The sequence below is a fragment of the Amycolatopsis sp. NPDC051373 genome, from assembly GCF_040689465.1.
Lineage (GTDB): Bacteria > Actinomycetota > Actinomycetes > Mycobacteriales > Pseudonocardiaceae > Amycolatopsis.
Window position 1 is genome coordinate 1 of sequence record NZ_JBFBAE010000013.1, and the last position, 26,143, is coordinate 26,143.

The following is a 26,143-nucleotide window of genomic DNA, read 5'->3' on the forward strand; positions in this document are numbered from 1 at the left end:
TTGTGTTGACGGCCGGTGACGTGTTGTCAAGGCGGGAAAGCGTGCCTTGACAACACGTCGCCGGCCGCAAGGAGGCTTCGGATCGGGGTGCGGGGTGGGGCTGGGTGCAGGTTTCGTCGCGTGGGTGGGTGGCGGTTGCGGGGGTGGACGCGGTCTGTGTGGGTGGTGAGTCGGGCAGGTGGGTGGCGGTGGGTGGGGGCCGAGGGGTCCCAGTGTGGTTTTCGGTGCGTTGGGTGTGCCGAACGCGGGCGTGGGGTGCGTTGGGCGCCAGTGCGGCATGGGGGGTGCGTGGGAGGGCGGGAAGGTTGGAGAAGCGGTGGAGCGGACTGGGGGAGGTCAGTCGCGGAGGAGGAGGGCGGTGGCGAGGGCGGCGATGCCTTCGCCGCGGCCGGTGAGGCCCAGGCCGTCGGTGGTGGTGCCGGAGACGCTGACCGGGGCGCCGATGGCCGCGCCGAGGGCGTCTTGGGCTTCGGTGCGGCGTTTGCCGACGCGGGGGTGATTGCCGATGATCTGGACGGTGGCGTTTGCGACGCGCCAGCCTTCGGCTTCGAGCAGCGTGCGGACTTCGGCGAGCATGTCGGTGCCGTGGGCGCCGTCCATGCGGGGGTCGCCCGTGCCGAAGACGGCGCCGAGGTCGCCGAGGCCGGCGGCGGACAGGAGGGCGTCGCAGAGGGCGTGGGAGGCGACGTCGCCGTCGGAGTGGCCGGCGCAGCCGTCGACGCCGGGCCACAGCAGGCCGGCCATCCAGCAGTCGCGGCCGGGTTCGATGGGGTGGACGTCGACGCCGTTGCCCACACGCAGGTCGGTCACAGCGGGGCCTCCTGGTCGCCGCCGGCCACGAGGGCTTCGGCCAGCGTGAGTTCAAAGGCGCTCGCGACGCGCATGGCGTCGGGATCGCCGGGGACGGTGGTGGCGCCGGACACGGAGCCGAGGCCTGGGTCCGGGCTTTCGGCGAGTGCCGCGCTGAACGCGTCGAGCGAGAAGCCGACGGGGGTCTGGGCGGTGCGCAGGCCGTCGCGGTCGACGGTGGCGGTGATCAAGCCGGCGTCGGTCGCCTTAACGGTGTCCGCCATCGGGAGCACCGGGACTACGACAGACGCACCTGCACGGACCGTGGTCAGTACATCACGGACAGTCCGTTGTGGAGTGAAGGCGCGCAGGGCGTCGTGGACGAGAACCACCGCACCGGGAGAAAGCGAGGGCTCGACGGCGGGGAAAACCTGCCGGAGCGACGCGCCGGGGACGAACCGGCAGCGATCGGACAGCTCGGAAACGAGGTCCGACAGCGCGTCCGAAAACGACTCAGCACACCGAGAAGGGGCTGACACGACCACCAGATCGAGCTCCGGTGTGCCGAGTAGCCCCCGCACGGTGTGCTTGAGAAGAACTTCACCGTTCACCGTCGTGAGAGCACGCTCTTCATCGGCGATGTGGTGTGCGACAGTCACGAACGCGACGCTCTGCACCTGCTGGTTCATCGAGTCGTGATCGTAGAGAAGTGGCTGCCCGGTGCCTCCGCCGGGAGCCGGATGACCCCAGGGGTCAGACCGTCGCGGTTTCCAGAACTTCGTCGAGGAGTGTTTCCGCCTTGTCCTCGTCGGTGCCTTCCGCGAGCGCGAGCTCGCTGACCAGAATTTGCCGCGCCTTCGCCAGCATGCGCTTCTCGCCGGCTGAAAGTCCGCGGTCCTTCTCTCGCCGCCAGAGGTCGCGCACCACTTCGGCCACCTTGTTCACATCGCCGGAGGCGAGCTTCTCCAGGTTGGCCTTGTACCGACGAGACCAGTTCGTGGGCTCTTCGGTGTGGGGAGCACGCAGTACGTCGAAAACCTTGTCCAGTCCTTCTTGCCCGACGACATCACGCACACCGACGATCTCGGCGTTGTCAGCAGGCACGCGAACCGTAAGATCCCCTTGCGCGACTTTGAGGACGAGGTACTTCTTCTCCTCGCCCTTGATCACGCGGGTCTCGATGGCTTCGATGAGTGCGGCACCGTGGTGCGGGTAGACGACGGTCTCTCCGACCTTGAAAACCATGTGTCCTCTGCCCCTTTCGCTGATTCCATCTTAGCACGGTCTTCAGATGGCCACCTAGCGGCCCGGGATCGTCGTCGCAGGTCAGCGGCTTGGCGGGGGTTGACAAACCTGAATCGCCCGTGCTCATGCAGGTGATGGGGAAGGCATTGATCAGCAGGTACGAAATCCTAATTGGACGGTTGATCTTGGGTCGTGGCGCACCCGTTGGGGCCCACCGGTTCCGCGCGCGCGGACGCGCCCGGCTAGTCTTCGTCGTGACGAGGCCGTGAGATGGAAGGACTCCGACGTGAGGCTGCAGAAACGTCGCGTGCTCGGCGCAGGTGTGTCGGCGCTCGGTGCCGCGCTCGTGCTCGCCGGTTGCGGGGCCGGTCAGATCACCCAGACCGACACGCAGCAGCCTGCGGTCAACGGCACGTACGCGCAGGTGAAGACGCTGGTGCTGCGTGACGCCGCCGTCCAGTACCCCGCGCAGGGCGCCGCCTACTCGGCCGGCCAGCCCGCGCCGCTCACGCTCACGATCGTCAACCAGGGCGCCCAGGACGACCAGCTCGTCTCGGTCAGCTCGGAGGGCACGAAGTCGCCGGCGCAGATCAGCGGCGCCACCGACATCGTCGCCGGCCACACGCTGGTCATCGGCCCGGACGACGCCGTCGAGTCGACCAACGAGCAGGCCGCGCCGACCACGCCGACCACGTCGAGCTCCGCCTCCACGCCGCCCGGCGGCACCTCCTCGGGCGCTCCGACCGCCACGAGCAGCGCGTCCCCCGGCGACGGCGGTGCGGCCACGAAGCTGGGTCAGGGCACGGTCGTGTTGCAGGACCTCACGCAGCCGTTGTGGCCGGGCATGACGATCAACGTCACCTTCACCTTCCGCAACGCGGGCCCGATCACCGTCGCGATGCCGGTCGCCGCGCCGGCACACGTCGAGCCCTGACGGTTTTTGTCGGTGCCCGCCGATAGCCTCGGCGCGTGGTGAAGAAGACCAACACCGTCTACCGGTGCGCGGAATGCGGGTACGAAGCCGCGAAGTGGCTCGGCCGCTGCCCGGAGTGCCAGGCCTGGGGCTCGCTCGAAGAGCGGGGCGGGGTCAAACCGGCGATCACGCGAGTGGCCGCGGGTGCCCCGAGCGCGCCCGCGCGGCCCATCGGGGAAGTCGACGTGGAGACGGCCCGCGCGAAGGCGACGGGCGTCTCCGAACTCGACCGCGTGCTCGGTGGCGGGCTTGTGCCCGGCGCAGTGGTGCTGCTGGCCGGCGAACCCGGTGTCGGCAAGTCGACCCTGCTGCTCGAAGTGGCGTTCCAGTGGGCCAGAACGGCCGGCCGCTCCCTGTACGTCACGGGTGAGGAGTCGGCCGGACAGGTGCGGCTGCGCGCCGAGCGCACGGGCAACGTGCACGGCGAGATGTTCCTCGCGGCCGAGAGCGACCTGTCGGCGGTCCTGGGCCACGTCGACGCCGTGAAGCCGGGCGTGCTGATCGTCGACTCGGTGCAAACGATGGCGTCACCGCAGGTGGAGGGCTCGCCGGGCGGGGTCACGCAGGTGCGCGCCGTCGCGGCGGGGCTCGTGGCGCTCGCCAAGGAACGCGGGCTGCCGGTGGTGCTGGTGGGCCACGTGACGAAGGACGGTTCGGTCGCCGGCCCGCGCGTGCTGGAGCACCTCGTCGACGTCGTGCTGCAGTTCGAGGGCGACAAGCATTCGACGCTGCGCATGGTGCGCGGCATCAAGAACCGCTTCGGCGCGGCCGACGAGATCGGCTGCTTCGAGCTCACCGAGGGCGGCATCGTCGGTGTGCCCGACCCGTCCGGGCTGTTCATGAGCCGCACCGCCGAACCGGTGCCGGGCACGGCCATCACGGTCGCCATGGAGGGCAAACGGCCACTGCTGGGCGAGGTGCAGGCGCTGGTGTCGAGCACGAGCATGCCGCAGCCCAGGCGCGCGGTGAGCGGCCTCGACTCCTCGCGCGTGGCCATGGTCCTCGCCGTGCTGGAGAAACGCGGCCGGCTGAAGCTGGGTGACAAGGACGTCTACGTCGCCACGGTCGGTGGGATGAAGATCACCGAGCCCTCGATCGACCTGGCGCTGGTCCTGGCGCTGACGTCGTCGATGCACGACGTCGCGTTGTCCCAGCGGCTGGTGGCCGTCGGCGAGGTCGGGCTGGCCGGCGAGGTCCGCCGGGTGCCCAACGTCGCGCGCCGCCTCGCGGAAGCCGCGCGGCTCGGTTACACCCACGCCCTCGTGCCACCCGACTCCGGCAAGCTGCCCAACGGCATCCGCGCCCTCGAGGTCGGCGACGTCGCCAGCGCGCTCAACGCCGCCAACCACGCGAAGTGATCACGACCCGAACTGGCTGGTGATCTCGAAGCTGAACTTCGCCTCGCTGAGCGTCTCGCCCGGGTGGATCCCGTAGAAGTTCTGGTTGGTGACGTTCTTCGCGCTGACCAGCTGCGAGGTCGGGGTGTTGACGTCGACCACGAGCTGGTGGTTGCCGTAGCTGACCGTGTAGGTCTCGACGTCGTCGTTCCTCGTCCACGAGGTGGCCTGGTCGCGCAGGGCGTCGATGATCGCCGTGCGCACCGGACGCGGCGCGAGCCCCGACGCGAGCACCGTGAGCAGGCGCATCTGTGTGTCGCCAGGCCCGGCGTAGGCGGCGACGGCCGACCCGGGGGTCGGCGGCAGCGGTGTCTTCGCCGTGCTCGTCTCGCCGGACGTCGGCACCTGGAACAGGCCGGGGTACGACTGCATCGGCGGGAGGACCTCGGTGGAGTAGCCCGACCGCTGGGGCGGCGGGTGCGCGGACGCGACGTCCTTCAGCAGCGGCGCCTGCTCCGTCGGCAGGTTCGCGACGAACTCCGGGGTCGGCCGGTACCAGCCGTCGGGGACATCGACGGCCCAGCCGCCAGGGTGGGGGAACTCCGCCTTGAAGTCGCCGCCCGCCGCGATCTGCGTGGTGGAGTCCGGCCCGGGCAGGCTCGGCTCGTCGGACCGCTGACCGGTGAGGAGCACCGTGTCCGGCTCGCGCGTCCACTTGCGCATCCACATGTCCGAGCGGTCGGCGGGGATCCAGAACTCGACCTTCTGCTGCACGGCGAAGGCGCTGCGGTCGTCCACCCACTCGACGTCGATGTAGTTGTTGGTCACGTGGGTGTACTGACCGGGACCGGGCTGCACGTCGGCGGTCGCCGTGGCCGCCGGGGCGACCGTGGCGGGACGCTCGACCACCTCGCGGGCCACGACCACGCCACCGGTCACGACGGCGACGGCCGCGGCCACGGCGATCCAGCGCCACGTGCCGCCACGCTTCTTCAGCGCCGGAGGGGCGATGTGCGAGCGGCCGGTTTCGGCGGCGGCGGCCCGCAGCAGCGTCGCGCGAGCGCGGTCCAGCTCAGCGGGATCGGTGCGGACGTGGGGATGCAGGGCGTCGAGGGCTTCGTCGAGCTCGGCGTCGGACCACAGGTGGCGCACATTGTCGTCGTTCACAGTTCCTTCGCCTCCTCGGCGGTCTCGGTGGTGCGCTGGACGGACGCGGCGTTGGCCCGAAGCCAGCGCCGGATGCGGTGCAGCCGCGAGCGGATCGTGCCAGGCGGCACACCCAGGGCTTCGGCGACCTCCGTCGGCTCGAGCCCCGCCCACGACACGAGCAGCAGGGTGTCACGGTCGGCGGCGTTGAGCTTCGCCAGCGCGCCGGCGAGCTGCGCCGCGCGGGTCTGCGCGTCCACCTGCTCGGCGACGCGGCCGTCGTGCCCGGCCGTGGAGCGCTCGCCGACCGCCGCGAGCCGCGCGGTCGCCCTCAGCGCCCGCGTCTCACTGCGGATGTGGTGGCGCAGCAGGTTCGTCGCGATCCCGTACAGCCACGAGCGCGCCGTGCCCAGGTCCGGCCGGTACGACTCGCGCCGCCGCAGCGCGACGAGGAACGTCTCGGCCACGAGGTCGTGGGCGGCGTCGTCGCCGACGCGGCGCGCGAGGTAGCGGTGCAGCTGGCGCGAGTGTGCGTCGAAGAGCCGGCCGAACACGGGCGCCGGATCGGGAACGCCCAGGTCGGGACGGTCGAACGAGTCCGGCAACGCCGCCTCCGGACCGTCGTGGATCACCTGCATGCCCTGTGTTGCCCGCAGAGCTCCGCAGCGTTCACAGCGGCGCTCACGGAGTGACCGGACTCACCAGATCGGGTGGTCGCTGAACTTCTCCAGCGTCGTGACGGACGGGCGGATGTAGAACAGGCCCGCCGCGTAGCCGAGCAGGCCCAGGGCGAAGTTGGCGAAGGTGGCCAGCACGTCCGTCGCGCCGAAGCGGTCGTGATCGCTCCACAGGTCGACCAGCGCCGACGCGGTGAGGGCGAGCAGGCAGGTGACGACGGTAGCCGTGAAGCAGGCGACCAGCGCCGTGCGCGCGGCTCGGGCGCGGGCGACCACGAGGTAGTCGCCCCGCAGGCAGCTGCGGCAGGTGAACACGACGATGGCCGTCATCACCACCGCGAGCGTCGGCAGCAGCAGGCCGATGACGCCGACAGGAGCGTCGGGGAGGCTGTGCCCGTGCAGCGGGCGGTTCACGAACGCGGTCAGCCCGAACACGAACGCGGTGCCGGCCAGCAGCGCGGTGCCGGTGACCACGGAGCCGGTGCGCACGCGGCGGGCGAAGAGCGGGGGCAGCGGGGCGTAGTCCGTGGCTTCGCCGTAGTACTGCTTCATCCCGTCACCTCCTTGCACCGACCTGCGTCCGAGCGCCGAATGAACGTGCAAATGCTCGTGAAGGTCACCTTAAGGGACGGTAGGTCTCTCAAGGTGACCTTCACGGCACTTGTCACCGACCTGTGCTAACGCGGTTAGGCCGGTGACAGGTGTTCACAGCTTCTCGGCGAGCAGGTTCGCGCACCGGATGAGGCCGATGTGCGAGTACGCCTGCGGGTGGTTGCCCAGCGAACGCTCGGCGATCGGGTCGTACTGCTCCGGCAGCAGGCCCGTGGGGCCCGCCGAGGCGACGATCTGCGTGAACAGCTCCTCGGCCTCGTTGCGGCGGCCGGTGATGAGGTACGCCTCGATCAGCCAAGCGGCGCAGATGTGGAACCCGCCTTCGCCGCCGGGCAGGCCGTCGTCGCGGCGGTAGCGGTACACCGTGGAACCGCTGCGCAGCTCGGCCTCGATCGCGGTCACCGTGCGCTGAAAGCGCTCGTCGGCCGGGTCGATCAGGCCGGTGAGGCCCACGAACAGCGACGCGGCGTCGAGGTCGGTGCCGTCGTACGCCGTGGTGAAGGCCTGGACCTCGTCGTTCCAGCCGTGCGCCAGCACGTCGGCCTTGATCTGCTCACGCAGCTCCGGCCATGCGGCCGGCACGTCGCGGCCGTACTCGTGGCCGAGCTTCACCGCGCGGTCGATCGTGACCCAGCACATCACTCGCGAGTACACCCGGTGGCGTGGCACGTGCCGCTCTTCCCAGATGCCGTGGTCCGGCTCGTTCCAACGCCGCGTGACGGCCTCGGCCATCGCGCGCACCATCTGCCAGTCCTCGTCGCGCAGCTCGCCACGCGCGTCGGCCAGGGTGACCACGAGCTCCACGACCGGGCCGAACACGTCGAGCTGCACCTGGTGGTTGGCCAGGTTGCCGACGCGCACGGGCCGCGAACCGGCGTACCCGGGCAGCGACTCGATCACGGCCTCGGCGCCGATCACGCTGCCGGCCAGCGTGTACAGCGGGTGCAGGCGCTCGGGACCGGCCAAAGTGGACAACACGCCGTGCAGCCACTGCAGGTAGCCCTCGGCCTCCTCGTTGGACCCGAGGTGCACCAGCTCGCGCACGGTCATGGACGCGTCGCGGATCCAGCAGTAGCGGTAGTCCCAGTTGCGGACGCCGCCGATCTCCTCGGGCAGCGAAGACGTCGCCGCCGCCAGGACACCACCGGAGTCGGTGTTGACCAGCCCGCGCAGTGTGAGCGCGGAGCGGCGCACCAGCTCGGCCTGCACCGTCGGCAGCTTCAGCTTGGCCGCCCAGTCGCTCCAGTAGCGGCCCGCGCGGTCGCGACGGTCTATTTCGGACAGTTCGTGGGCGCCGAGATCCGTGGTGCCGCAACGGAGTTCGAGCACCACGGGGTTGTCCGGTGTCGGCTGCACGAGCGCCGTGGCGGTGTCGTGCAGCCCGTCGGACGTGATGGTCCATGCCACGCCCGGCGAGCGGAGCACGAACGGCTCCGACGTGCCCAGCACCCGCAGCCCGTCGCCCTCGGCGACCAGCTTCACGGGCACGCCGCCGAACTCCGGCCGCGGCGCGAACAGCACGTCCGCCGCCGTCTCGCCCGAGATCACGCGCACGATGTCCGTGCGGTGCGAAGGGCTTTCCGGCTCGAGGTAGTCGGTCACGAGCAGGCGCGACCAGCGCGTTTCGACCGTCATCGTGTTCGGCAGGTAGCGCTGGCCCAGCGGCAGGCCGTTGCGGTGCGGCTTGATCGAGAAGGCTCCCGCACCGGGGCCGCCGAGCAGGTCGGCGAACACGGCAGGCGCGTCGGGACCCGGGTGGCACAGCCACGTGAGCTTCGCGTCGGGCGTCACGAGCGCGACGGAGCGCTCGTTGGCCAGCATCGACAGCCGCTCGATGGGCGGCGCCGACTCGCCGTAGAGCCAGTTCCGCCGTTCCTCCAGGAGGAAGCCGAGAACCAGCGCGACGTCGACGGTGTCGGGCACGCGGTAGGTCGCGAGCGTCTCGCCCTCGCCCACCTTGATGCCCAGGTCCGGGCCCGACAGGCGGGCGAACGCCTTCTCGTCGGTCACGTCGTCGCCCAGGAAGATGGCGGCGGTGGCGCCCACCTGGTGGCGCAGGGTGTCGAGCGCGCGGCCCTTGTCCGTCTGGACGACCGCGAGCTCCACCACCTCCTTGCCGTCGGTGGTCGACACGCCTTCCCAGGTCGACGGGCCTTCGTGCACGTCGGCGAGCACGCGGCGACCGGCCTCGTGCTCGGCTCGGCGCACGTGCACCGCGATGCTCGCGGGCTTGACCTCGAGCGACACGCCCGGCACGTCGAGCACCAGGTTCTCCAGCTCCGCCTCGAGCCGGCGGTGCAGCGCACGCGCCTTCTCGTCGAGGGCGTGGATGAACCCGATGTCGAACTCGGAGCCGTGGCTGCCCACGAGGTTGACCTCGGCGGGCAGGCGCGACAGCGTCGCCAGGTCACGCAGCGCGCGACCCGAGATGACCGCTGTGGTGGTCTCGTGCAGGCCGGCCAGAGATCTGAGTGCGCCGACGGACTCCGGCAGCGGCCGGGCCTCGTCGGGGTTGGCGGTGATCGGGGCCAACGTGCCGTCGTAGTCGCAGGCGACCAGCAGGCGCGGGGTACGGGCGATCTGCACGATCGCGCGCCGTAGCTCCGCAGGCAACGCCTCGGCGGTCAACACTCCTCCTCAGGAGGTCCAGCGCGGTACGGGGGAGGTCAGTCGACCGGCTCCGCACCCAGCGCCTGCAGGAACGAGCGCGCCCACCGGTCGACGTCGTGGGTGAGGACCTGTCGACGCATGGCGCGCATCCTGCGTCGGCCCTCGGCGGGGTCGAGCGTAATAGCAGCCACCAACGCGTTCTTCACCCCGTCCAGATCATGGGGGTTGACCAGGAACGCGCTGGTCAGTTCGGCGGCCGCGCCGGCGAACTCGCTGAGCACGAGCGCGCCCCCGAGATCGTGACGGCAGGCGACGTATTCCTTGCAGACGAGGTTCATCCCGTCGCGCAGCGGTGTCACCACCATCACGTCGGCGGCGGAGAAGAAGGCGGCCAGCTCGGTGCGGTTCACGGATTGGTGCAGGTAGTGCACGACCGGGTGACCGACACGCGCGAACTCGCCGTTGATGCGGCCGACCATCTGCTCGATCTCGCCGCGCATGCGCTGGTAGTGCTCCACGCGTTCGCGGCTCGGCGTGGCCAGCTGCACAAAGGCGACGTCCTCGGGCTGCATGCGCTCCTCGTGCAGCAGCTCGTGCAGCGCCTGCAACCGCAGGTCGATGCCCTTGGTGTAGTCGAGTCGGTCGACGCCGAGCATCACCGCTTTCGGGTTGCCGAGGTCGCGGCGGATCTGCTTGGCGCGCTCGATCACGCCCTTGCTGCGCGCGAGGGTGTCGAGGCCGGCGGCGTCGATCGAGATCGGGAACGCGCCGACGCGCACGGTGCGGTCGCCGACCTGCACCATGCCTGGCCGCGACCGCACGCCGACGGCGCCGCGCGTGGGCTCGAGGCCGACGAGCTGGCGGGCCAGCCACAGGAAGTTCTGCGCGCCGCCGGGGCGGTGGAAGCCGATGAGGTCGGCGCCGATGAGCCCGCGCACGATCTCGGCGCGCCACGGCAGCTGCATGAACAGCTCGACGGGCGGGAATGGGATGTGCAGGAAGAAACCGATGCGCAGGTCGGGGCGCAGTTCGCGCAGCATCGTGGGCACGAGCTGCAGCTGGTAGTCCTGGATCCACACCGTCGCGCCATGGGCCGCGACCTGGGCGCTGGCCTCGGCGAAGCGGCGGTTGACCTTCACGTAGCTGTCCCACCACGCGCGGTCGAACACCGGCGGCGCGACGACGTCGTGGTAGAGCGGCCACAGGGTGGCGTTGGAGAAGCCCTCGTAGTAGTCGCGGACCTCGGCGGAGGTGAGCGTGACGGGGTGCAGGACCAAGCCGTCGTCGTCGAACTCCTCGACGTCGACGTCGGGGACGCCGGGCCAGCCGACCCACGCGCCCTTGCGCGAGCGCAGGAACGGTTCTAGCGCGGAGACGAGCCCACCGGGGCTCGCCGTCCAGCGCTGGCCGCCGTCCGAAGCGCGCTCCAGGTCGACGGGCAGCCGGTTGGCCACCACAACGAAATCGGCGGACGGTGCGGTCTTCTGCTCGACAGTCACTACAGCTGCTCCCTCGTTTTCCGCGGGTCGCGGCCCCAGTGAAACCCTAGCGCGCGCCAGGTGACCGGCCGGTTGTCAACCGCTTACTCCAGACGGCGCTCCGGCGGCTCCAGCGGTCCCGCCATTCGCGGTCCGGCGAGCTTGCGTTCGAGCCGTCCGAGCCGCATCCGGACGGGTTGCGCGAGGTATTCACCCAGGACAACGCCCGCTGCGAGCGCGAGCCCGATGGCGACGGCGGTCATCAGCGTCGAGATGTTGCCGCCGGGCTCGACTCCCAATTGGTATAGACCACGATAGGTGGACAGGCCGGGCAGCAGGGGAGTGATCCCGGACACGGCCACGACGAGGGGCGTGACGCGCAGCCGCCGCGCCATCAGGCCGCCGCAGAAGCCGACGAGCGTGGCCGCGATGGCCGATGAGCTCACGGCGTCGAACTGCGTGAGCATGAGCGAGCCGTACACGAGGGCGCCGATGGCACCCGCCGCCGCGGCGACGAGCAGCGCGCGCAGCGTCGAGTAGGAGGCCAGCGCGAAGCACGCGGCCGCGCCGGCGCCGGTGACGACCACGATGGGCAGCTGCTGCGGGGTCGAGTTGATGACCTCCGGCAGCGGTGTGCTCGGCAGGCCGAGCATCACGGCGATCTTCAGCGCCAGCACCACGCCGGTGATCAGGCCCGCGGACATCAGCGCGGTCTCCATCGTGCGGCCGGCGGCCGTGACGTTGTAGCCGGTGATCGCGTCCTGCACCGCCGAGACGGTGGACAGCCCGGACAGCAGCACCGTGACGGCCGCGGCGACCACGAGCGTCGGGCGGTCGGTGGTGAGGACGTTGCTGCTCACGATCGCCATCGCCGACAGTGTCGCGACGAGCCCGCCGACGACCTGCTGGAAGAAGAACGGCAGGTGGTAGCGGTTGAGCAGCCGGCCGAGCCGGTCCACTACCGAGGAGATCACGAACGCCACCACGGCCACATCGGGGCCGCCGCCGAGCAGCAGCGTGATGAACGCGGCCAGCCCGCCCCACGCGATCGTGGCGACCCAGCGCGGGTACGGGTGCGGCGCCGCCGTGATGCGCTCCAGTTCCGTGTGTGCTTCCTCGGCGCCCATGTTGCCGCGGACGATCTTGCGCACGAGGAGCTCGGCCTGCGTGAGCCGCGTGTAGTCGAGGCTGCGCGAGCGGACCACTCGCAACGCGGTGACAGGCGCCAGGTCCGTGCCGCGGTGGCACGTGACGGTGATCGACGTGAAGATCACGTCGACCTCGCAGTGGGGCAGCCCGAGCGCGGCGGTGAGCGCGAGGATCGTGGCGGTGACGTCGGACGCACCGGCGCCGCTGGCCATCTGCACCTCGCCGATGCGCAGCGTGAGGTCGAGGACGAAGTTGACCGTCGCGTCGTCGGGCGGCTGCGGGCCCAGCGCCTCGTCGTTTTCGACGGCCGGCTGTTCCGCCGTCGGCGCCTCGAGGATGTGCCACGCGCGGCGCCGCAGGAGGTTCGGCCGGTGCCGCTGGTTCGAGCTCGGCCGGGGAGGCTCCAGGATCGGCCACCGTCTGCGATGAATCCCCTGGTCGGCGCGTTCGTTGATCTTCATGATCGATCCCACCTCCTCGTCCGTCTGGCGTCGTTCTCCTCGACGTTCCCGGGGACCATCGGCCGACGCGTCCCGACCGTTGCACTGATCCGGAAGTGGTGTGCACCACGTCTGCCCCTGATCGTCTCGCAGGGTCGTCCGGGGCGCTCGTTTCGAGGGTTGAGCTGGGGGTTCGAGGTGGTCTGGGCAGGCTTGCGCCGGGGTGCGCCGGGGTGCGTGTGCCGTGAGTGCGAATTCCTGGGTGAAACCGGTTTCGAAAAGTGCTTACCGGAATCCGCTGAGCGAATTTCGCGGGCTGCTTTTTGGGTGCATTCACGCTGGTGGAGCAGGTCTTGACTGTCGGTAAATTGCCATTGATACCACGCGGTATTTGCGCCGGTTGACAGGCAGGAATTGTTGATCTGTGCCACTGATCACTCTTTGGTGCATTCTCGTATTTCGTTTCGTAATGTGCCCGTGTTCTTGCGGTTACCCGCGATTCGCTCTCCTCCCCCGAAGGAGCTCTACCCCGAAATGGCACTCCACCGATTCGAAGTTCGATCCGATGCCGCACCGTCACGCAAGCGGCGCTTCGTCCGCGCCGCCCTGACGGCGACCGCGCTGGCCGCCGCGATGTCGGCCACGGCCGGCCCGGTCCTAGCGAGCACCGCGTCCGCCGCGACCGCGGCCCCGGCCGCCTCCGCGTCGGCCAGCGCTCGGGTTGGCGCCACTGCTCTCAGCCGCGCGCTGACCCAGCAGGGCAAGCCCTACGTCTGGGGCGCGGCCGGTCCGAACGCCTACGACTGCTCCGGCCTCGTCGTGTGGGCGTTCAAGCAGGCCGGCGTCGCGTTGCCGCACAGCTCACGCCTGCAGTCCACGGCGGGCGCCGCCGTCTCCAAGGCCGCCCTGCAGCCCGGTGACCTGGTGTTCTTCTACACGCCCGTGAGCCACGTCGGCATCTACGCCGGCGGCGGCATGGTCCTGCACGCCAGCCGGCCCGGAGTTCCGGTGAAGCTGTCGCCGCTGGCCTCGATGCCGTTCCACAACGCCCGCCGCATCTGACGGGTCGCGAACAACCCCAAGATCGATCAGCGACCTGTGGGGCGGAAGGAGCCGGCAAGGGGACTTGAACCCCTGACCTACCGCTTACAAGGCGGTTGCTCTACCAACTGAGCTATGCCGGCAGCGCCTGAACCAGGCCGCGAAAGTATATCGGTGTGGTGCCCGGCCTCCAGCCGCGGGAGCGAGCTTCCCGAGCCTGGCACCACGCGCCGCGGCGCTCGCGGGTCCACGTTTCCCCGGGCGTCGAGCACAACGGTCAGTTGTCACGTCGGTCTCGGCCGGGTGCGAAACCCCGGCCGAGGCCGATGTGATTCTGAGTCCTCGCAGTTGCCGAAAACGGGAACCCCCGATTTCCCGGGCTCGCGGGAAGTGAGCCGGGCCACACCGCGATGGTGAGAGCCGGCTGTTGCTTGACCGCGTCCAGGGATATTCCCCGTGACGAGTTGAACCGGTAGAAAACGATGCCCGTCAGCCATGTTCACGTATACGAAGTGTCGAGCACCGTGGGTCCGGCTGAGCCGGTCTTGGCACCGGGCGGCGTCGCCGCTGGCCTACTTGACCACGATCGGGTCACCGGCGACCCCGTCCCGCCCACCACCTTCAGCGGTGCCGCCGCGTAGAGGAAGTCCCACTGGCCGTCGGCACGGCAGTCGGCGACCAGCGCGCGCAGGTCGCAGATCTCGGTGAACACCAAGCCGAGGTTGCGCATCAGCGCACAGTGGACGAGCAACGTGGTGCCGTTGCGGGGGGTCGATGAGCACCTCGTTGCCGATCGTGTCGGTGGCGAGGTTGGCGATCTCCATGGCCTGGAACCACTCGGCCAGCTCAGGGGTGTAGATCAATCCCGGTTCCTGATAGGACTCGCCGAAGAACTCCTCCCGTGGCACGGAGTAGAAGAACTCGAGCCAGCCGGTGTTGATCAGCAGCACGTCGTGCGGCCGGATTTCCACGCCCTGCGCGGCGGCCGCGGCGGTGAGGTCCTCGTGGGTGAAAGTCTCGTCGCGGTCCAGGTGGCGTTTGCCTCGGAACCCCGCCAGATCGACGAGCACCCCGCGGCCGACGACGCCGCGTTCGGCGATCGGCAGCACGCTCGCCTTGCGCAGGCCGCCGATCGTGGTCGCGGCGTCGTAGCCGTTGTAGAGCGTGTCGTCGTACCAGACGTGGCCGAGCGCGTCGTACTGCGTCGAGCCCTGCAGGTGGCTCACGACGACGTCGTCCGCGTAGCGCGCGCCGCCGGGCAGGTCCGGTGGTTCGGGGCCGTACCAGGAACCCTGGTCCTGCACCATGTACCGCCGCGGCGCCGCCCGCGCGGGCGAGGACGGGTTGAGGGTGCCCACCTCGTCATCCTCGCCCCAGCGGCCCCAGTTCCGCGGCGCACCCGCGAGCAGGTGCGCCACGGCCGGGACCTCGTCCGTCACGCCTTGCCCCACAGCGCGGCGTACTGCTTGTCGTAGTCGGCGACGATCGGGAACAGTTCGCTGCCGGCCTCGGCGGGGTGGTTGTCCTTGGTGACGACCCACATCGGCGGGTGGATGGTCGGCACCGCGACGCCGGCGAACTTGCGGGCCATGCTGTCGACGATCGCCCACATGTCGCCGTAGAGGTCGTACGGGATCGCCCGGGCCTCGGTGCCGTTCTTCAAGTAGCCCAGCGAAGCGCCGTACGGGCCTGGCCGAAGACCTTCACGTCGTCGAGGCCCGCGGCCCGCAGCGCCGCGGGCAGACCGACGCCGGCCGCGTCGTCGGCGAGGAGGGGCGAGCTGGGCACCCTGGTCGTCGGGAGCGGCGCGGGCGTGATGCAGGCTTCGGAGGTTGCTGGAACGGATCGACGGCCTGCCCGACCGCGGCGTGCCGCGGAGCTTGGAGCTCGAGGGTGACGACGTGGACGTGGCCCGGGAGGTGGCCGAGGCTTTGGTGCGGGTGGGTCAGGAGGCCGTGGCCGATGCCGAGCAGCACTCGGGCTGCGACCGGCTCGCGGTTCGGGTGGTGACGGCGGTTTCGCGCGTGGTGAGCCTGCAGGTCACGGACAACGGCACGTTCGACGACGCCGCCCGCGGCCCCGCGGCCGGCCACTTCGGGATGCGGGCGATGCGCTCGGCCGTCGAGTCGCTCGGCGGTTCGCTCGCGGTGCACCCGGCGCCGGGCCGCGGCACGGTGGTCGAGGCGACGATCCCGGTCTGGCCGGTGCCTTCGTGATCCGGTTCTGCGTGATCGACGACCACGAGGTCATCCACGACGGACTGCGCGCCATGGCCGAACGCGAATCCGACCTGGAATTCCTCGGCGGCGCCACCACCGTCACCGACGGCGAGGTGCTGGTGGAACAGGTTCAGCCCGCGGTCGCCATCCTCGACCTCCGCACCGGCGAACGTGACGGCGGCAACGGGATCGACCTGTGCCGCACGTTCACCGGCCGGTACCCGGCGCTGTCCGTGGTGATGTTCAGCGCGTACGGCAACGGGGAACTCCTCGCCCAGGCCATCGAGGCGGGCGCCGCGGGCTACCTGCTGAAGGAGACGTCGGTCGGGCGCGTGCCGGGGATCCTGCGGGAGATCACCACTCGGGGGAGCTGGTTCGAACCGCGGATCGCCAGCGAACTTCTGCACCGCCGCGCCCGCGGGGACACCGCGCCACCCGCCTTCAGCCGCCGCGAGCTGGACATCTCCGCGGCATCGGCCGGGGCGAGAACAACCACGAGACCGGCGAACACCTGCACCTCAGCCCGCACACGGTGAAGTACCACATCGCGTCCATGCTGCGCCGCCACGACGTGCACCGCCGCGCGGAACTGGTGCGGCTGGCTTCGGACCTGCATTTGCTGGATTGACGGCGGGCCGGCCTGAAGGGACCGGCTCCAACGGTGAAGGGCCGCGGCGTTGAAATTGATCTTGCTGAATCGAATCGTGCTGGACCAACACGCGCCGAATCACCACGTGCCGGTCGGAAACTCTGGCAGCGAAGGCTTTCGGCCGTCGGGAGTCAGGAAGCGGCGGCCAGGCGGACGCGGCGGTCGCGGGCGTAGGACACGAGTTCGCGGACCTCGTCGGTGGTGATGATGCGCACGGCGTCGTCCAGGAGTTCGGCGGTGGCGACCTGCAGGGGCCAGCCCGCCAGGCCCGGGACAGGGACGTGCCAGAACCACTGGCCCTGCGTCAGATCTTCGGCGGCAACCTCGTCCACAGCGTGCCCCATCGTGTTCCCCACAGCGTTCCCCCAAGCGGCGTTTTCGAGAGTGGAGTTTTCCTCGGAACTCATACGGGAACCCTAGCGACGACCACCGACAAAAAACCGTCCACCATGGACGAGCGCCTGACCCGCATTTTTGCGGCCGGGCGCGCGCTGGCCTAGGCTGCGCCGATAGCCGGAAGAACAGGAATGGCGAGATGCCCCTGCTTGACTCCGGGTCGTACCGTGATGTCGACCTGCCGACGATCGTCCGCATGGAGCGGAGGCTGCCCTGGTTCGGGTGGCCGCACCTGCCGCTCGGCCTGCTGGTCTGCGTTGCCGCGATCCTGGCCGCGTACCGCGTGCCCGTGTCGTACCACACCACCACCGCGCTGGTGGCCGGCGGCGGCGTGCTGGGCGGCTTCTGCGGTTACGGCTGCGGCCTCGTGATGGTCAGCACGCCCGACCTCGTGAAGACCGGCCGCCTGCGCTGGCGCCGCACGCGCGTGTTGCGGGGGCTGCTGTTCGCGCTGGGCGTGCTCTCCGCCGCGTCGCTGGTCCTCGTCGCGGTGTGTCACTTCGTGCTGCTGGCGGGGGCGTCGGGGCTGCACCCGTTCACGCTCTCGCTGCAGGCCGGCGTGTATCTCCTGCTGGCCGTGGCCAACACGCTGCTCGCGGTGCTCGAGATGCTGGCGCTCACGAAGGTCCTCAATGGAGTGTCCATCAAGGACGGTGAGCTCACCGCCGCCGCAGCAGGACTTCCTGCGTGACGGAGGCCACCAGCCGGCCGTCGGTGGTGTAGAACTCGCCGTGGGTGAGGCCGCGCTCGTTGGTGAAGCTGCGGCTCTCCATGTCGAACAGCAGCCACTCGTCGGCGCGGAACGGGCGGTGGAACCACACGGCGTGGTCGAGTGAGGTCAGCTGCGCGCGGCCCGGCTCGTCGCGGTGGGGCAGCGCCGCCGTGCCCGCGAGGCGGATGTCGGAGATGTAGGTGAGCGCGCACACGTGGGCCAGCGGGTTGTCCGGCAGCCGGCCCTTCGCGCGCACCCAGATGCGCTGGCGCGGTCCGCTGCCGACGTCCGGCAGCCCCGCCGCCGGGTCGCTGATGAACCGCGCCTCGATCACCGACAGCATGATCGGCAGCTCGTCCTCGTCCCGGACCTCGACGTCGTCGGGCGCCGGGACCTCGGGCATGCGGGCCTGGTGTTCGCTGCTGGCGGCCGGTTTCTGGAACGACGCCGAGAGGCTGAAGATCGTCTCGCCGTTCTGGATCGCCGCCACGCGCCGGGTGGTGAACGAGCCGCCGTCGCGCGTGCGCTCCACCTCGTAGACGATCGGCAGGTCCGTGCGGCCGCCGCGGATGAAGTAGCCGTGCAGCGAGTGCACGTGCCGGTCCTCGGGCACGGTCGCGCCCGCCGCCGTGAGCGCCTGGGCCGCCACCTGCCCGCCGAACGCCCGTTGCGGCGAGCCCTCGTGGCTGGTGCCGCGGAAGAGGTTGCGCTCGAGTGGTTCCAGCTTGAGGAGCTGGTCGATGCCGGGGTGTACGGGGTCGGTGATCACCCCGTCATCCTAAGCGACCGCTCACTCCGCACGTCCCGTGAGCTGCGTCAACAACGGCAGCAGCGCGGCGGGTTTCTCCACGTGGGCGTTGTGCCCGAGCCCCGCCAATGTGACGGAGTCGGCAGCCAGCGCACGCAGCTGCTCCGGGCGTGACATCGGGTCGTCGGCGCCGGCGGCGAGCACGACGGGGCACGTCACGTCGGCCAGCAGCCGCGGCAGGTCCGGCGCGCCCACGCCGAACGCGGCGGAGTCCAACGCCAAGCGCCAGCCGTCGGCGGTCTCCACCACACCATCGGGATCGGCAGGCGCCAGGCCGGTGAGCCCGGCGACCTTCAGGTACGCGACCTCGGCGTCTTCCCTCGAGGCGAACAACCGGGGCGGACGCGCGGCCATCGTGGCGGCGCGGTCCAGGTCCTCGGCGCTCCACTCCACCTTGACGCCCAGCGCCAGCACTCCGGCCACGGCCAGGCCGTGCCGCCCGGAAGCCAGCTCCAGCGCCACCACACCACCCAGGGAATGCCCCACGACGACGACCGGCCCGGCGTCACCCAACCCGGTGGCCACCGCGCCCGCCATCGCCGAGAACGAGTAAGCCGGCAACGGCGCCGAACCACCGTGTCCGGGCAGGTCGGGCACGAGCAGGCGCCGGTCCAGCAGCTCGGCCAGCCCGTCCCACACCGCGCCGGTCGCGCCCAGGCCGTGGAGCAGCAGCACGGCCGGCTCGCCGGACCCGCCGGTGCGCAGCTTCAGCGTTTCCACCAGTCGGATCTTTCCCCAGGCCGGGGTTCCGGGGCTAGGGTCGAGACCGTGTCGAGTGCCCTGATCGCCGACCCGGACACCTACGTCGAAGGCGTGCCCTACGACGTGCTGGCGAAGCTGCGGCGCGAGACGCCGGTGACGCGCGTCGGCGACTTCTGGGCCGTGCTGCGCCACTCCGACGTGCGCGACGTGCTGCGCAACCCCGCCACGTTCTCGTCACAGCTCGGCGGCACGCAGATCCGCGACCCCGCGACGGCCGAGGACCTCGGCTACGTGCGGCGCATGATGCTGAACATGGACCCGCCCGAGCACGGCCGGCTGCGCGGGCTGCTGACCAAGGCGTTCACCCCGCGTGCGATCGGCCGGCTCACCGAGCGCATCGAGGGCTGGGCCCACGACCTGGTCGCGGCCGTCGCGGACCGAGGCGAGTGCGATTTCGCCAAGGACGTGGCCGCCGACCTGCCGCTGCTCACGCTCGCCGAGGTGTTCGGCGTGCCCGAGCAGGACCGGCGGCTGATGTTCGACTGGAGCAATCGCGTGATCGGCTTCCAGGACGCCGAATACGCGGTGAGCGCCACCGTCCGGCCGGAAGACGTCACGGACCTCGCCCGTGCCGCCCTCGCCGTGCGGCCCGAACCGGGGCCGGACGGATCGATGCCCGATCCGCGCACGCGCGCCGGGATGCCGGACCTCTACGCGTACGCCAACGCCCTCGGCGAGTACAAACGCAGCCACCCCGGCGACGACGTGATGAGCAACCTCATGCAGCACGTCGACGACGAGGGCGGCCGCGTCTCGATCGCGGAGTTCGAGAACCTGTTCTGGCTGTTTTCCGTGGCGGGCAACGAAACTCTGCGAAACGGCTTGCCCGGCGGGCTCGCCGCACTTCTGCACCACCCGGAGCAGTACCGCAAGCTCCTCGACGACCGCTCGCTGCTGCCGGGCGCCGTCGAGGAGATGCTGCGCTGGTGGACGCCCGTCATGCACTTCCGCCGCACGGCCACCGAGGACACCCGGCTGTCCGATGTGGACATCAAGGCCGGCGACAAGGTCGTGGTCTGGTTCTCCTCGGCCAACCGCGACGAGACCGTGTTCGCCGACCCCGACGCGTTCGACGTCACGCGCGCGCCGAGCGAGCACCTGACGTTCGGCCACGGCCCGCACTTCTGCCTCGGTTCGCACCTGGCGCGCGTGCAGATGCGGGCGCTGTTCGAGGCCGTCCTGGAGCAGCTCGGCGAAGTCCGCCTCGCGGGCGAACCGCGGCGGCTGCGGTCGAACTTCCAGAACGGCCTCAAGAGCCTCCCCGTTCAGTGGGGATGACCGCGCGTCACGACGAGCTTGGCGACGCCGGTCGAGGTGAACCCGAAGAAGATGAACGCCAGGATTCCGTACTGCACCAGGGAATCCCCGGCGAACCCCGTGGACAGCTCGGCGATCAGGAGACCCAGCATCACCAAACCGATCACGAGGTACGCCCAAGCCGTGCCCCGCGTACGGGGAAGCCAACGAAGCCCCATTTCTACCTCCCCGAGTTGAGATCGCGGATCAGGTCCTGCACGGTCTGGCGTAGGTGCGAAAGCGCGTCGCGCACTTCGGTCGCGACGCCGCCGGCGTGGTGGTCGACCGGCCCGGCCACGGGGTGCACCTCGTCCTCACCGGGCAGTGGCACACCGGGGCACGTGGTCGAGGCGGGCCGCGAGTTCTTGGTGAGGAACGTGTTCACGAGCCCGTCGACGCACGGGTTGCCGTTGATCGCGTATTCGCCGTGGAAGGGCGCGTCGTCCACGGAAATCAGCGGCACGCCGGCCGCACGAGCCCCGGCGCGGCCCTGCTCGTAGCCGGTCTGCGGATCGAACTCGCCCTGCACCACGAGAACGTGGCTCGCGACCGACGCCGGCAGGTCCGGCAGTTCGTGCTGCGGCGCTTCAGACCAGAAACCGCACGGCTCGCTGAGCCCGTAGGACCAGCCGTACAGCGGGTCGACGGGACCTTGGCGGTCGCTGAGGTTTTTGTACCAGGCCGCCGACCGCGTCAGCTGGTCACCGCAAGCCACGGCGTAGCGGGTGCCGCCCACCGGTGCGTAGTCGGGCGTCGCCGCGACGACCTTCGCCACGGTGAGGTCCGCGGCCTTCACGCCGAACGCGGTGCGCGACTCGGCGTCGAGGTCGGCCGCGAGGTCCTTCGGCGGCGCCGGCGCGGTGCCGTCCAGCGCGGCCGCGCCCTGTGTGAAGATCAGCGCGCCCAGCAGCCACTGCAGTTTGCTGCCGTTGCCGACGAAGATGTGGTCGAAGTTGTCGGGTGACATGCCCTCGCTCGCGTAGTACGCGCGCACCTGTTCGTACTTCTGTTTCACCGCCTTCGGCGTCTTGCCGAGCTGGTCGGGGAACTGACGTGAAAGCCACGGCACGTACACGTCGTCGAACTGGCGCTGATCGACCTCGGGGAACGCCTCGAAGTCGGCCTGTAGGCGGCCCTCGAAGTTCACGCTGGAATCGAGCACGATCTTGCCCGCGTGATCGGGGAACATCGACGCGTACTTGGCGCCGAGCCACGTGCCGTAGGAGTAGCCGAGGTAGTTGAGCTGCTGGTCGCCCAGCAGCGTGCGGATCAGGTCCATGTCGTGAGTGGTCTGCCACGTCGTGATGTACGGCGTGAGCGCGTCGCTCTGGCAGGCTTCGGCGATCGCCCGCGGTGTCGCCTGGTGGGCGGCGATGCTGGCGGCGGAGCGATCACGGGCGTCGAGGGCGGTGCCGGGCAGCCGGTCGGTGGGCACCTGGCACGACAACCCCTTGTCACTGCTGCCTTCCTGGCCGGTGCCGCGCGGATCCATGCCAATGAAGTCGTACTGCGCGTTGACGGTCGGTTCGAGCCCGGCGAGACGGCCGGCCAGGGAGGTGCCCTGCCCGCCCGGGCCGCCGGGGTTCACGAGGATCGCGCCGTGGCGGTCACCGGTCGCCGCGACGCGGCTGATCGACACCTTGAGGTCGACGCCCGCGGACGGGTTCGCCCAGTCGCGCGGCACGGTGATTTCGGCGCATTGTGCGGGTTTCGCCCCGGTGGCCGGTTTGAACGCGCAGTCGCCCCACGTGATTTTCTGGCTCGTGTAAGGGTCTTCGGCCGCGGCCGCCACTGCCGGGACCGCGGTCGCCGCGGTGGCCGTGATGACCGCAGCGACCAGTACTGCTCTGGGAGTTCGCACCGGGAAGTCCTTTCGTCCGTGATCCGCTTGCCGTCGAGTCTCGTGCGCGCGCGGACGCCGGCGATCAGCCTCGGGTACGAACTTCCGGCGCCGCCTCGGCCGTGCGAACGAGGCGGGCCAGCGCGCGCGGGGCTGCCGCAGCGGGGAAACTGGCGGCATGACCATTCCCGCGCCCGGCCCCGGCGTGGTGGGCCGACGGGTCGTGCAGCGCCTGCTCGACCAGCTGCTCGCCACCGTGCCCGTGGCGGTGGTCGCGGTGCTCGTCGTGCTCTACGTGCCCCCGCCCGGCTCGCTGCTCACGTTCATCGAGGTCGTGGCGTTCACGACGTTCGGGATCTGGATCGTCGCGAGTCTGTACCTCGAGATCTGGTGGCCGCACCGGCACGGCGGGCAGACGCCGGCGATGCGCTGGCTGCGGATCCGCGTGGTGCTGCCGGACGGCGGGCAGCCGCCGTTGCGCGCCTACGTGATCCGCGCGGTGCTGATGGTGGTCGACGGGTTCTGCTGGGGGCTCGCGGGCGTGGTGATCATGCTGGTCAGCCCGCGTCGGCAACGCCTCGGTGACCTGGTCGCGGGGACGCTGGTCGTGCGCGTGCCAGCCGCAGCTTCAGCGGACGAGTCCGGTTTCCCAAGCCCAGATGGCGATCTCGGTGCGGTTGCGAGCCCGCAGCTTGCGCTGGGCGGCCGCGAGGTGAGTCTTCACGGTGGAGAGCGACAGGACGAGTGACTCGCAGATCTCGGCGTTGGTCTGGCCGCCCGCCACGGCTTTCACCACGTCGAGCTCGCGGTTCGTGAGCGGGCTTTCCGGCTCGGACCGTTCTTTGCCGGCGCTGCCGACGAAGTGGGCCAGCAACCGCGTGGTGATGGCGGGGGAGACGAGCGCTTCGCCGTGCGCGGCGGCGTGCACGGCTTCGATCAGCAGCGTCGCGCCGGCGTCCTTCAAGAGAAAACCGCAGGCGCCCGCGCGCAGGGCCGCGTGGACGTTCTCGTCGAGTCCGAAGGTCGTGACCATCACGACGTGCAGCGGATCGGCGACGTCGGGACCGGCCAGGAGTTTGGTGGCCTGCAGCCCGTCGACGCCGGGCATGCGGATGTCCATCAGCGTGACGTCGGGACGCAGCTGCCGCGCCAGACGTACGGCGTCCTGACCGTCGGCGGCCTCGCCGACCACCTCGATGTCGGGCTCGCCTTCGAGGATGAGCCGGAAGCCGGTGCGGACCATCGCCTGGTCGTCGGCGATCAACACGGTCACCGGCACGGGGTTCCTCCTGCTCAGGCTGTTCTGGTCAGGCTGTTTCGAGCGGCAGCCGCGCGGCCACCAGCCAGCGGTGCCCGGCCGCCGGGCCCGCGGAAACCGTACCGCCGACGGCGGTGACGCGTTCGGTCATGCCGATCAAGCCGTAGCCGCCGGGACGCGTGGGCTTGGCGGCGCCGTCGTTGCCGACCTCCACCACGAGGTCGCGCTGGTCGCGGTGCACGCTCACGCGCACGTCGGTGGCGCGCGGCGCGTGGCGGCGGACGTTGGTGAGGGCCTCGGTGATCAGGCGGTGGACGGTGGTCACGACCTCGGGCGTCGCAGTGAGGCCGGCGAGGTCGTCGGGCACGTCGAGGGTGATCGTGCCGTCGTCGGGCACCGCGCGGTCCACGGCCGAAGCGAGCCCGGACGGTGGACTGAACAAGTTCTCCCCGTCGGTGCGCAGCGTGCCGACGAGCCGGCGCATCGACGCCAGCGCCTCCGCGCCCGCGTGCTCGATCTCGGAGAACGCGCTGGTGTCGCCGCCTTGCCGTTCGGTCACGCGGTGCGCGGCCTGCACGCGCACGACGATGCCGGTGATCTGGTGCGCGACCAGGTCGTGCAGCTCGCGCGCGAGGTTCAGCCGCTCCGCCGCGCGCACTTCGACGGCTTCGGCGCGGGCCCGCGCGTCGGCGTCGCGCAGCAGCAGGCCGATCGCGAGCGCCGCACCCCACGCGACGGCCGCGGCGGCGGAGAACAGCGCCGCGGGCGAGCCGATGCCGTAGCGGAACACCGGCGCCGCCACGGCCGCGATCCCGCCGACGACGGACAACGTCGCGGCGGGCGGGCGTTGCAGCCGGTGGCAGCACGCACCGACGACCAGCGCGATCGCGAGCGCCTCCGCACCACTGGGCTGCACCGGCAGCCGTTGCCCGAGCGCCGCGACGCCCGCCGTGACGGCCGTGCCGAGCAGCGACAGGCACGAAACCGCCGTCGCCACGAGCGCCACGTGGTCCGGGAAACGGCGGCGCAGCACAGCGAGCACGGCCACCACGGGCCCCAGCCCGGGCGCGAAGTCCACGGCGATCAGCGCGAGCGTGCCCTGCGCCGGGCCGGAGCGCGCGAACACCACGGCGTCGAGCACCACGAGCACCCCGAGCGCCGCGATCTCGGCGACCAGGGCGATGCGCGGGCCCACGCGCTGGGTGGTCATGGTCCTGATCGTCTCGTGCCGGGGCGCGCTTCGCCTCCTGCGCGGGTGCGAAGTGCCTCGGCCGTGAGGCTGAGCCGGGCGTTCAGCCGAAACTCACCAGCGACAGCCAGGTGTCGAGGAACGCCGTGTCGCCCGTGAGCTTCGCGGTGGTGGCGGGCACGCGGGCATAGATGATCAGCAGCAGGTCGGTCAGCGGCGCCTCGACGGTCACGGCCGGGTTCTCGATCGCGCCGGGATGCCACGCGGGCAGGTCGCCGGAGAGGTCGACGGTCCACGACGCCGCGTGGTCCGTCGGCGTGAGGTGGATCGTGTGGCCGGGGCCCTGCAGCGCGCGGCGTTCGGGGAAGTAGTCGAACATCACCGGCAGGGAGCCGAGTTCCAGCCACTCGTCCAGGGTGTCGTGGGCGATGTCGCCGTCGAGCGCGAAGCTCTGCCCGAGGGCGAGCGTCACGTCGGCGCGGTGCATGGCCGTCTCGTGCAGGAAGCGGCGGGCGTAGAACGCGGCTCGCGGCGCTCCGGCGGGGACGGGGGTCCAGACCTCGGCGTCGGGCCCGGCTTCACGCAAGGTCGTCGCCAGGGCCTCGGCGCCGTCGGTGAGCCAGCTGCTCGGCCGGACTTCGTGTCCCGGGTTGCGCAGGTAGTCATCGGCGGGGGCCTGAAATGCGCGCGTGCGCACGATTGCTTCGGCGTACCGGTGCCCCGCGCCGACGTGGTTGAGCAGCTGGCCCAGGCTCCAGTCCGGGCACGCCGCGATCCGCGTCGCGAGGTCAGCGCCGTTCGCGGTGGCCTGCAGCAGCTCGGTCTGCGCCGCGATCTCGGCGGCCCGGCGTTCGAAGTCCATGGTGGTCGTCCTTTCGGTTCGCTTCACCAAGGAGTCGGCGCCGGTGCCGCCGACCGGACACGGTCGCTCAGGATTCTTCCGGAGCCGGATCGATCGCCACGGACCGCGCGAGCGTCTCCAGCGGCGCGAGCGCGTCGATGCGGCCCTGCAGCGTGGCGGACAACGCGTCGAAGGCGTCGCTGCCCAGCGGGACCCGCAGCGGCGGGTTCTCCTGGGTGCTGAGGTCGTGGATCGCGCCCGGCGACCTTGCCGGGGTCGCCCCCGCCGCCGTGCTCGCGCAGCGCGGGCAGCACGGCGCGCGTGATCGCGATCGGCGCGTGCAGCATCGTGGTGAGCTGGCTCTGCACGAGCTCGGGGCTCTGGTCCTCGAGGGCACCGATCACGCCGAAGCCGGCGTTGTTCACGACCACGTCGAGCGGCCCGCGGGCCAGCACCCGGCCGAGGACCTCGTCGATCGCCGGGAGGTCGCTGACGTCGAGCTGCTCGACCTCGATCTGCGAGCCGTACTTCTGCTCGAGGTCGGCCACGCTCTCGGGCCGCCGGACCGCGGCGACGACCCGGTCGCCGCGATCGAGCACGACCTCGGTCAGCGCCCGGCCCAAGCCTCGGGAGGCACCGGTGACGAACCAGCGACGGACAGCACTCATCTGCAACT

General features: G+C 70.8%; 30 protein-coding genes and 1 tRNA gene. 9 read left to right on the plus strand and 22 right to left on the minus strand.

What is annotated here, in order from left to right; all coding sequences use genetic code 11:
• Positions 1 to 336: 336 nt before the first annotated feature.
• The 3 genes from ispF to AB0383_RS24430 all read right to left on the minus strand — a co-directional run bounded on the left by ispF (position 337) and on the right by AB0383_RS24430 (position 2,034).
• Entirely contained in the window at positions 337 to 801 is a 465-nt protein-coding gene (ispF, locus tag AB0383_RS24420) for a 2-C-methyl-D-erythritol 2,4-cyclodiphosphate synthase (RefSeq protein ID WP_364187044.1), read from the minus strand.
• Between the two features lie 5 nt (positions 802 to 806).
• Positions 807 to 1,478 (minus strand): 2-C-methyl-D-erythritol 4-phosphate cytidylyltransferase, encoded by a 672-nt coding sequence (locus AB0383_RS24425; RefSeq protein ID WP_364187039.1) that lies wholly within the window; start codon positions 1,476 to 1,478, stop codon positions 807 to 809.
• A gap of 64 nt (positions 1,479 to 1,542) precedes the next feature.
• On the minus strand, positions 1,543 to 2,034 hold the full coding sequence (locus AB0383_RS24430; RefSeq protein ID WP_033294400.1) for a CarD family transcriptional regulator: 492 nt from the start codon (positions 2,032 to 2,034) through the stop codon (positions 1,543 to 1,545).
• Positions 2,035 to 2,320: 286 nt separating this feature from the next.
• On the opposite strand from AB0383_RS24430, the gene AB0383_RS24435 reads away from it, so the two are divergent.
• Together AB0383_RS24435 and radA are read left to right on the plus strand one after the other, a co-directional pair.
• The gene (locus AB0383_RS24435) at positions 2,321 to 2,968 is read left to right on the plus strand and encodes a hypothetical protein (protein WP_364187036.1); all 648 of its coding nucleotides are present in this window, start codon (positions 2,321 to 2,323) and stop codon (positions 2,966 to 2,968) included.
• A 35-nt stretch (positions 2,969 to 3,003) separates the two neighbouring features.
• Positions 3,004 to 4,365 carry a DNA repair protein RadA gene (gene radA, locus AB0383_RS24440; protein ID WP_364187034.1) on the plus strand — a complete coding sequence of 454 codons (1,362 nt, stop codon included), beginning with the start codon at positions 3,004 to 3,006 and terminating at the stop codon, positions 4,363 to 4,365.
• Here radA and AB0383_RS24445 read toward each other — a convergent pair whose 3' ends face one another.
• The 6 genes from AB0383_RS24445 to AB0383_RS24470 form a co-directional block, all read right to left on the minus strand.
• The gene (locus tag AB0383_RS24445) at positions 4,366 to 5,511 is read right to left on the minus strand and encodes a hypothetical protein (RefSeq protein WP_364187031.1); all 1,146 of its coding nucleotides are present in this window, start codon (positions 5,509 to 5,511) and stop codon (positions 4,366 to 4,368) included.
• The gene (locus AB0383_RS24450; protein ID WP_364187028.1) at positions 5,508 to 6,128 is read right to left on the minus strand and encodes a sigma-70 family RNA polymerase sigma factor; all 621 of its coding nucleotides are present in this window, start codon (positions 6,126 to 6,128) and stop codon (positions 5,508 to 5,510) included. The genes AB0383_RS24445 and AB0383_RS24450 overlap by 4 nt, the downstream gene beginning before the upstream one ends.
• 60 nt (positions 6,129 to 6,188) lie before the next feature.
• The gene (locus AB0383_RS24455; RefSeq protein WP_364187026.1) at positions 6,189 to 6,719 is read right to left on the minus strand and encodes a hypothetical protein; all 531 of its coding nucleotides are present in this window, start codon (positions 6,717 to 6,719) and stop codon (positions 6,189 to 6,191) included.
• A 153-nt stretch (positions 6,720 to 6,872) separates the two neighbouring features.
• Positions 6,873 to 9,410 (minus strand): trehalose-phosphatase, encoded by a 2,538-nt coding sequence (gene otsB / locus AB0383_RS24460; RefSeq protein WP_364187024.1) that lies wholly within the window; start codon positions 9,408 to 9,410, stop codon positions 6,873 to 6,875.
• Between the two features lie 35 nt (positions 9,411 to 9,445).
• Positions 9,446 to 10,888, minus strand: a complete 1,443-nt coding sequence (locus tag AB0383_RS24465; RefSeq protein WP_364187021.1) for a trehalose-6-phosphate synthase — start codon at positions 10,886 to 10,888, stop codon at positions 9,446 to 9,448.
• Positions 10,889 to 10,971: 83 nt separating this feature from the next.
• Positions 10,972 to 12,477 carry a threonine/serine exporter family protein gene (locus tag AB0383_RS24470; RefSeq protein WP_364187019.1) on the minus strand — a complete coding sequence of 502 codons (1,506 nt, stop codon included), beginning with the start codon at positions 12,475 to 12,477 and terminating at the stop codon, positions 10,972 to 10,974.
• A 513-nt stretch (positions 12,478 to 12,990) separates the two neighbouring features.
• Between AB0383_RS24470 and AB0383_RS24475 the strand changes: the two genes are divergently transcribed.
• Positions 12,991 to 13,518, plus strand: coding sequence for an NlpC/P60 family protein (locus tag AB0383_RS24475; protein ID WP_364187016.1), 528 nt, complete (start codon positions 12,991 to 12,993; stop codon positions 13,516 to 13,518).
• A gap of 49 nt (positions 13,519 to 13,567) precedes the next feature.
• Here AB0383_RS24475 and AB0383_RS24480 read toward each other — a convergent pair.
• From AB0383_RS24480 to AB0383_RS24495, 4 genes are all read right to left on the minus strand, one after another.
• Positions 13,568 to 13,640, minus strand: a tRNA-Thr gene (locus AB0383_RS24480).
• A 429-nt stretch (positions 13,641 to 14,069) separates the two neighbouring features.
• A complete protein-coding gene (locus AB0383_RS24485; protein ID WP_364187014.1) occupies positions 14,070 to 14,936 on the minus strand; it encodes a cyclase family protein in 867 nt (288 codons plus the stop codon).
• Complete coding sequence (locus tag AB0383_RS24490) at positions 14,933 to 15,160, minus strand: hypothetical protein (protein WP_364187011.1); 228 nt, start codon at positions 15,158 to 15,160, stop codon at positions 14,933 to 14,935. The genes AB0383_RS24485 and AB0383_RS24490 overlap by 4 nt, the downstream gene beginning before the upstream one ends.
• Positions 15,157 to 15,285, minus strand: a complete 129-nt coding sequence (locus AB0383_RS24495; RefSeq protein WP_364187008.1) for a hypothetical protein — start codon at positions 15,283 to 15,285, stop codon at positions 15,157 to 15,159. The genes AB0383_RS24490 and AB0383_RS24495 overlap by 4 nt, the downstream gene beginning before the upstream one ends.
• A gap of 44 nt (positions 15,286 to 15,329) precedes the next feature.
• On the opposite strand from AB0383_RS24495, the gene AB0383_RS24500 reads away from it, so the two are divergent.
• Genes AB0383_RS24500 through AB0383_RS24510 form a run of 3 tightly spaced genes read left to right on the plus strand, consistent with a single transcriptional unit; the run spans position 15,330 to position 16,344 of the window.
• On the plus strand, positions 15,330 to 15,713 hold the full coding sequence (locus AB0383_RS24500) for an ATP-binding protein (RefSeq protein WP_364187006.1): 384 nt from the start codon (positions 15,330 to 15,332) through the stop codon (positions 15,711 to 15,713).
• Positions 15,710 to 16,252, plus strand: a complete 543-nt coding sequence (locus AB0383_RS24505) for a response regulator transcription factor (protein ID WP_364187003.1) — start codon at positions 15,710 to 15,712, stop codon at positions 16,250 to 16,252. The genes AB0383_RS24500 and AB0383_RS24505 overlap by 4 nt, the downstream gene beginning before the upstream one ends.
• Positions 16,228 to 16,344, plus strand: coding sequence for a LuxR C-terminal-related transcriptional regulator (locus AB0383_RS24510; RefSeq protein ID WP_366188760.1), 117 nt, complete (start codon positions 16,228 to 16,230; stop codon positions 16,342 to 16,344). The genes AB0383_RS24505 and AB0383_RS24510 overlap by 25 nt, the downstream gene beginning before the upstream one ends.
• A gap of 152 nt (positions 16,345 to 16,496) precedes the next feature.
• Here AB0383_RS24510 and AB0383_RS24515 read toward each other — a convergent pair whose 3' ends face one another.
• Positions 16,497 to 16,772 (minus strand): hypothetical protein, encoded by a 276-nt coding sequence (locus AB0383_RS24515; RefSeq protein ID WP_364187000.1) that lies wholly within the window; start codon positions 16,770 to 16,772, stop codon positions 16,497 to 16,499.
• Between the two features lie 128 nt (positions 16,773 to 16,900).
• Here AB0383_RS24515 and AB0383_RS24520 point away from each other — a divergent pair, with 128 nt between their 5' ends.
• Positions 16,901 to 17,452 (plus strand): hypothetical protein, encoded by a 552-nt coding sequence (locus tag AB0383_RS24520; protein ID WP_364186997.1) that lies wholly within the window; start codon positions 16,901 to 16,903, stop codon positions 17,450 to 17,452.
• Here the strand turns inward: AB0383_RS24520 and AB0383_RS24525 are convergent.
• Together AB0383_RS24525 and AB0383_RS24530 are read right to left on the minus strand one after the other, a co-directional pair.
• The gene (locus tag AB0383_RS24525) at positions 17,421 to 18,242 is read right to left on the minus strand and encodes an acyl-CoA thioesterase II (RefSeq protein WP_285971976.1); all 822 of its coding nucleotides are present in this window, start codon (positions 18,240 to 18,242) and stop codon (positions 17,421 to 17,423) included. The genes AB0383_RS24520 and AB0383_RS24525 overlap by 32 nt on opposite strands.
• A gap of 21 nt (positions 18,243 to 18,263) precedes the next feature.
• The gene (locus tag AB0383_RS24530; RefSeq protein WP_364186994.1) at positions 18,264 to 19,001 is read right to left on the minus strand and encodes an alpha/beta hydrolase; all 738 of its coding nucleotides are present in this window, start codon (positions 18,999 to 19,001) and stop codon (positions 18,264 to 18,266) included.
• Between the two features lie 48 nt (positions 19,002 to 19,049).
• Here AB0383_RS24530 and AB0383_RS24535 point away from each other — a divergent pair, with 48 nt between their 5' ends.
• A complete protein-coding gene (locus AB0383_RS24535) occupies positions 19,050 to 20,321 on the plus strand; it encodes a cytochrome P450 (RefSeq protein ID WP_364186992.1) in 1,272 nt (423 codons plus the stop codon).
• Here the strand turns inward: AB0383_RS24535 and AB0383_RS24540 are convergent.
• Together AB0383_RS24540 and AB0383_RS24545 are read right to left on the minus strand one after the other, a co-directional pair.
• Positions 20,309 to 20,518 (minus strand): hypothetical protein, encoded by a 210-nt coding sequence (locus tag AB0383_RS24540; protein ID WP_364186990.1) that lies wholly within the window; start codon positions 20,516 to 20,518, stop codon positions 20,309 to 20,311. The two genes, AB0383_RS24535 and AB0383_RS24540, sit on opposite strands and share 13 nt — an antisense overlap.
• A 2-nt stretch (positions 20,519 to 20,520) precedes the next feature.
• Entirely contained in the window at positions 20,521 to 22,200 is a 1,680-nt protein-coding gene (locus tag AB0383_RS24545; RefSeq protein ID WP_366188638.1) for an alpha/beta fold hydrolase, read from the minus strand.
• A 157-nt stretch (positions 22,201 to 22,357) separates the two neighbouring features.
• On the opposite strand from AB0383_RS24545, the gene AB0383_RS24550 reads away from it, so the two are divergent.
• Entirely contained in the window at positions 22,358 to 22,927 is a 570-nt protein-coding gene (locus AB0383_RS24550; protein WP_366188639.1) for an RDD family protein, read from the plus strand.
• On the opposite strand, the gene AB0383_RS24555 is transcribed toward AB0383_RS24550, so the two are convergent.
• From AB0383_RS24555 to AB0383_RS24570, 4 genes are all read right to left on the minus strand, one after another.
• Positions 22,808 to 23,458 carry a response regulator transcription factor gene (locus tag AB0383_RS24555; RefSeq protein WP_366188640.1) on the minus strand — a complete coding sequence of 217 codons (651 nt, stop codon included), beginning with the start codon at positions 23,456 to 23,458 and terminating at the stop codon, positions 22,808 to 22,810. The two genes, AB0383_RS24550 and AB0383_RS24555, sit on opposite strands and share 120 nt — an antisense overlap.
• A 28-nt stretch (positions 23,459 to 23,486) precedes the next feature.
• A complete protein-coding gene (locus tag AB0383_RS24560) occupies positions 23,487 to 24,647 on the minus strand; it encodes a histidine kinase (RefSeq protein WP_366188641.1) in 1,161 nt (386 codons plus the stop codon).
• A gap of 82 nt (positions 24,648 to 24,729) precedes the next feature.
• Positions 24,730 to 25,488, minus strand: coding sequence for a maleylpyruvate isomerase family mycothiol-dependent enzyme (locus AB0383_RS24565; RefSeq protein WP_366188642.1), 759 nt, complete (start codon positions 25,486 to 25,488; stop codon positions 24,730 to 24,732).
• 23 nt (positions 25,489 to 25,511) lie between these two features.
• The gene (locus tag AB0383_RS24570) at positions 25,512 to 26,135 is read right to left on the minus strand and encodes an SDR family NAD(P)-dependent oxidoreductase (RefSeq protein ID WP_366188643.1); all 624 of its coding nucleotides are present in this window, start codon (positions 26,133 to 26,135) and stop codon (positions 25,512 to 25,514) included.
• Positions 26,136 to 26,143: the final 8 nt, after the last annotated feature.